This is a genomic window from Microbacterium sp. ISL-103 (assembly GCF_018613995.1).
GTDB lineage: Bacteria > Actinomycetota > Actinomycetes > Actinomycetales > Microbacteriaceae > Microbacterium.
This window is the reverse complement of the sequence record NZ_JAGGPD010000169.1, coordinates 1-4,315: the sequence shown is the minus strand read 5'-3', so window position 1 is coordinate 4,315 and position 4,315 is coordinate 1. Positions and strand designations below refer to the sequence as shown.

Sequence of the window (4,315 nt, the reverse complement as noted above, 5' to 3'; positions counted from 1 at the left end):
TCGAATCCCTGGGCTGTACGCCCGAACGGCGTGGCCATGATGCCGGCGACGTTGAGCACGAGGTCGATCGGCTGCCCGTCGCGACGCACGGACTCGGTGAACGCCGCCACCGAGTCGAGATCGCCGAGGTCGGCGGCACGCACCTCGACCTCGGCGATGCCGTCGAGGGCGGTGTGTGCCGCATCCGGGCGCCGCGCAGGAACGATCACGCGCACGCCGGCATCCGTGAGAGCGCGCACGGTCTCGAGTCCGAGCCCCGAGTACCCGCCGGTGACGATCGCGCGCGTGCCCGCGAGGTCGGCGCCGGCGATCACCTCGGCCGCCGTGGTTCGGTGGCCGAACTCCGAGGCGAGGGGCTGCTGGCGGGCGATCATGTCGAGAGGATCTGTCATGGATCGACCGTACCCGCAGCGGCGATGAGGCCGACCGGATCACGCTCATACCGCTCCGGCAGAGCCGCCGCTCGCTGACCCGCCTACACTGGAGGTGTGGCGAGACTGTTGATCGTAGGCGGGTTCCTGGCAGCCATCTTCTGGGTGTACAGCATCGTCGATTGCGCAGTGCAGCCGGCGACGCGGCACCGAGGCGTGCCCAAGGCCGCCTGGATCGCCATCGTCGTCTTCATTCCGGTCATCGGCGGCATCCTCTGGTTCGTCCTCGGCCGCCGCCGCGCGAACGACAACGGCGGAGCGATCCGCATCGTCGCCCCCGACGACGACCCCCAGTTCCTCCGCACCATCAGCAAGAGCGAGCAGGATGCCCGCATCCGCCGCCTCGAAGAGGAGCTGGCGCGGCTCGAAGACGAGACGGACGACGGCACGGCACCGGACCCGCGTCCGTGACGACATCGCCGGCGACCGATGCTGCCGCATCGCTGATCGCAGACCTCATCGGCCACGGTGTGCGCGACCTCGTGCTCTCGCCCGGATCGCGGTCGCAGGCCCTCGCGCTCGCCGCGGTGCACGCCGCCAATCAGGGGCATCTGCGAGTGCACGTCCGCATCGACGAGCGCGTCGCCGGCTTCACCGCCCTCGGGCTCTCACGTGAGACCGGCGTGCCGGCGGTCGTGCTCTGCACCTCGGGAACGGCCGCGGCGAACCTGCTGCCCGCAGCGATGGAGGCGTTCCATTCCGGCGTCCCGCTGCTGCTGCTCACCGCAGATCGCCCGCCCGAGCTCCGCGGCGTCGGCGCGAATCAGGCCACGCGCCAGCCCGGAATGTTCGGCCTCTGGGTGCGCGAGCAGATCGATGCCCCCGTGCCGGGCGACGGCGACTGGTCGGGCATCGCCCCTCACGCCGTCGCGGTCGCCATGGGGGCGGATGCCGCGCACGGTCTCCCCGGTGTCGCCGGCCCCGTGCACCTGAACCTGCCGTCGCGCGAGCCGCTGTCGGGCGAGATCCCGACCGTCGACATCACCCCCGGTGAGGCGCCGAAGCCCACACCTGCAGAGCCGTTCGTGATCGGCCGCGGACCCCGCACGGTCGTGATCGCGGGGGCGGATGCCGGCGCAGATGCCGAAGAGATCGCGCATGCCGGATCCTGGCCGCTCATCGCCGAGATCGTCAGCGGTGCGCGGTTCGGGCGTCAGATCGTGCACGGCTATCGAGCGCTGCTGAGCGACGACGAGCTCGGCGGACGGATCGAGCGCGTGGTGGTGCTCGGGCATCCGACTCTGAGCCGCGAGGTCACGCGGGTGCTGTCGCGCACCGACGTCGAGGTGATCGCGGTGCGCCGCGGGGGAGAAGAACTGAACCTCAACGGTCGCACGACGCCTGCGGCCTCGGTCTCGGTCGCGTCCGGTCCGGCCGACCGCGAGTGGCTCGGCGCCTGGCTCACGGCATCGGCCGCGCAGGTGGTCGATCTCAGCGAGCGTGCTCCGGATCCCGACGGCCTCGCTTCGACCGATCCCGCAGAGCGCCGTGACGCCGTGAAGGCGGAGCTTGCGGCCGTGCGTCGTCCGCTAGACCGCTCATTCCTGGCCGACGCCGTGTGGCGGGCGACTTGGCCGCACGATCGCCTCGTCTTCGGATCATCGAGGCTGGTGCGTGTCGCCGACACTGTGCTCGGCGGCAAGAAGGTTCCGGTGCACGCCAACCGCGGACTCGCGGGGATCGACGGCACGATCGCGACCGCCACGGGCATCGCACTCGCGAGTCAGGCCGGTGGTGCTCCGGGCATCACTCGCGTGCTGCTCGGAGACCTCGCGTTCCTCCACGATGTGGGAGCGCTTCTGCTGCCGCCCGATGAAGACGAGCCGCGACTGCAGGTCATCGTAGGCAACGACGGCGGCGGAACGATCTTCGACGGGCTCGAAGTGGGCGCGACCGCCGACCGCGCCGATCTCGACCGTGCCTTCTACACGCCGCACACCGTGCGACTCGAGCAGCTCGCTCTCGCCTACGGCTGGGAGTATCAGCGGGTCACCACCCGCACTGCTCTCGACCAGGTGCTCACCACGCCGGCGGGCGGTCGTCAGCTGATCGAGGTTCCGCTCGCGCGCTGACCTTCTTCCGCACCGGGTGATCCCGCAGTGGCAGGATGAACGCATGACAGCGCATGAGTGGGCGAAGATCCTGCAGGTCGGCGACGGATTCCGTCTCTCAGACGTCGATCCGGCGAGCACGCCGGGGTACAGCGGCGGCAAAGCCGACGGCAAGCGCGACCTGGCATCGGGCCTCGAAGAGCTCAATCAGCTGCAGGAGCGACTGTTCGCCGAGAGCCGCGTCGGGATCGCGAAGGACTCGGTGCTGCTGATCCTGCAGGCGATGGACTCCGCGGGCAAGGGCGGCATCGTGCGCCACGTGGTCGGCGGCGTCGACCCGCAGGGCGTCGCGCTCACCGCCTTCAAGGCGCCGACCGACGAAGAGCTCCAGCACGACTTCCTCTGGCGTGTCATCCCGCGCCTGCCCCAGCCCGGATTCATCGGGGTCTTCGACCGGTCGCACTACGAGGACGTGCTCATCGGCCGGGTGCGATCGCTGGCTCCCGCAGACGAGATCGAGCGCCGGTACGACGCGATAGACGAGTTCGAGGCCGGCGCTGCGGCATCAGGCACCCGCATCATCAAGGTGATGCTGCACATCTCTCCCGACGAGCAGAAGGCGAGGTTGATGGAGAGGCTCGAGCGGCCCGACAAGCACTGGAAGTACAACCCGGGCGACGTCGACGAGAGGCTGCTCTGGGATGACTACATGGCGGCGTATCAGACCATGTTCGAGCGCACCTCGACCGAGGCGGCGCCGTGGCATGTGATCCCTGCGAACCACAAGTGGTTCGCACGTCTCGCGGTGCAGGAGCTGCTTCTCGACGCGCTGCAGCAGATCGATCCGCAGTGGCCTGCCGCCGATTTCGATGTCGAGGCAGAGAAGAAGCGCCTCGCCGCGAGTTGAGCGCGGCCTGCCTCAGGCGAGGGCGTCGACCAGCGGACGGAACTTGACCCGGGTCTCGAGCAGCTCCGACTCGGGGTCGGATCCTGAGACGATCCCCGCGCCGGCGTAGGCAGTGACGGCGATTCGTGTCGCTTCGGGTGAGAACTGGGCGCACCGCAGCGCGATCGCCCACTCGCCGTTGCCTGCAGCGTCGACCCATCCGACCGGACCCGCATAGCGCCCTCGGTCGAAGGGCTCGAGTTCGCGGATCGCCGCGATCGCCGCAGAGGTCGGTGTGCCGGCCACCGCGGCGGTCGGATGCAGGGCGCCGATCAGGTCCAGCGACGACCCGCCATCCGCCAGCTCACCCTCGACGTCGGTGGCCAGGTGGAAGAGGTTCGGGAGCTTCAGCAGGAACGGCTGCTCGCTCGCCGCGAGGACCCTCGTGTGCGCGCGCAGCGAGGCGAGCACGCTCTGCACCGCGTACTCGTGCTCGTCGAGATCCTTCGTGCTGGAGGCCAGGTGCGCGGATGCCTCGGTGTCGGCATCCGCGTCGGCACCGCGTCCGATGGTTCCGGCCAGCACCCGCGCGGTCACGGTGCGCTGCTGCACGGTGACGAGGGTCTCGGGGCTCGCGCCGATCAGACCGTCGACCGCGAAGGCCCACGTGTCGGGGTAGCCGGTCGACAGCGCCCGCACGAGGCGGCGCAGGTCTGAGCCCGCGGGCACGCTGCCGGTGAGATCGCGGGCGAGCACGACCTTGCTCAGCTCGCCGGCAGAGATGCGGTCGAGTGCCTGCCGCACCGAATCCTGATAGCCCTGCGGACTCTGTGCACCCGGGCCCACGGTGCCTGCCCAGTGCGGGCCGTACGGACGGGTGTCGGCATCCGCCTGCAGCCCGGCCGACTCGTGAGCATCGGCGGCGCGACCGATGCGCGTGAGCACGG

The 4,315-nt window shown here is 70.2% G+C and carries 5 protein-coding genes; 3 read left to right on the top strand and 2 right to left on the bottom strand.

The annotated features are described in order from the left end of the window. On the bottom strand, positions 1-392 hold a 392-nt coding region (locus J7E68_RS07075), incomplete at its 3' end, for an SDR family NAD(P)-dependent oxidoreductase (RefSeq protein ID WP_215171181.1). Between the two features lie 96 nt (positions 393-488). Here J7E68_RS07075 and J7E68_RS07070 point away from each other — a divergent pair. The 3 genes from J7E68_RS07070 to J7E68_RS07060 are packed head-to-tail and all read left to right on the top strand — an operon-like array spanning position 489 to position 3,389. Further along, entirely contained in the window at positions 489-842 is a 354-nt protein-coding gene (locus tag J7E68_RS07070) for a PLD nuclease N-terminal domain-containing protein (RefSeq protein ID WP_215171179.1), read from the top strand. Further along, positions 839-2,503, top strand: a complete 1,665-nt coding sequence (gene menD / locus J7E68_RS07065; protein ID WP_215171177.1) for a 2-succinyl-5-enolpyruvyl-6-hydroxy-3-cyclohexene-1-carboxylic-acid synthase — start codon at positions 839-841, stop codon at positions 2,501-2,503. The genes J7E68_RS07070 and menD overlap by 4 nt, the downstream gene beginning before the upstream one ends. 43 nt (positions 2,504-2,546) lie before the next feature. Further along, positions 2,547-3,389, top strand: a complete 843-nt coding sequence (locus J7E68_RS07060; RefSeq protein WP_215171175.1) for a polyphosphate kinase 2 family protein — start codon at positions 2,547-2,549, stop codon at positions 3,387-3,389. 12 nt (positions 3,390-3,401) lie between these two features. On the opposite strand, the gene J7E68_RS07055 is transcribed toward J7E68_RS07060, so the two are convergent. After that, positions 3,402-4,315, bottom strand: a 914-nt coding sequence (locus J7E68_RS07055; protein ID WP_215171173.1) for an isochorismate synthase MenF, incomplete at its 5' end; no start/stop codon positions are given.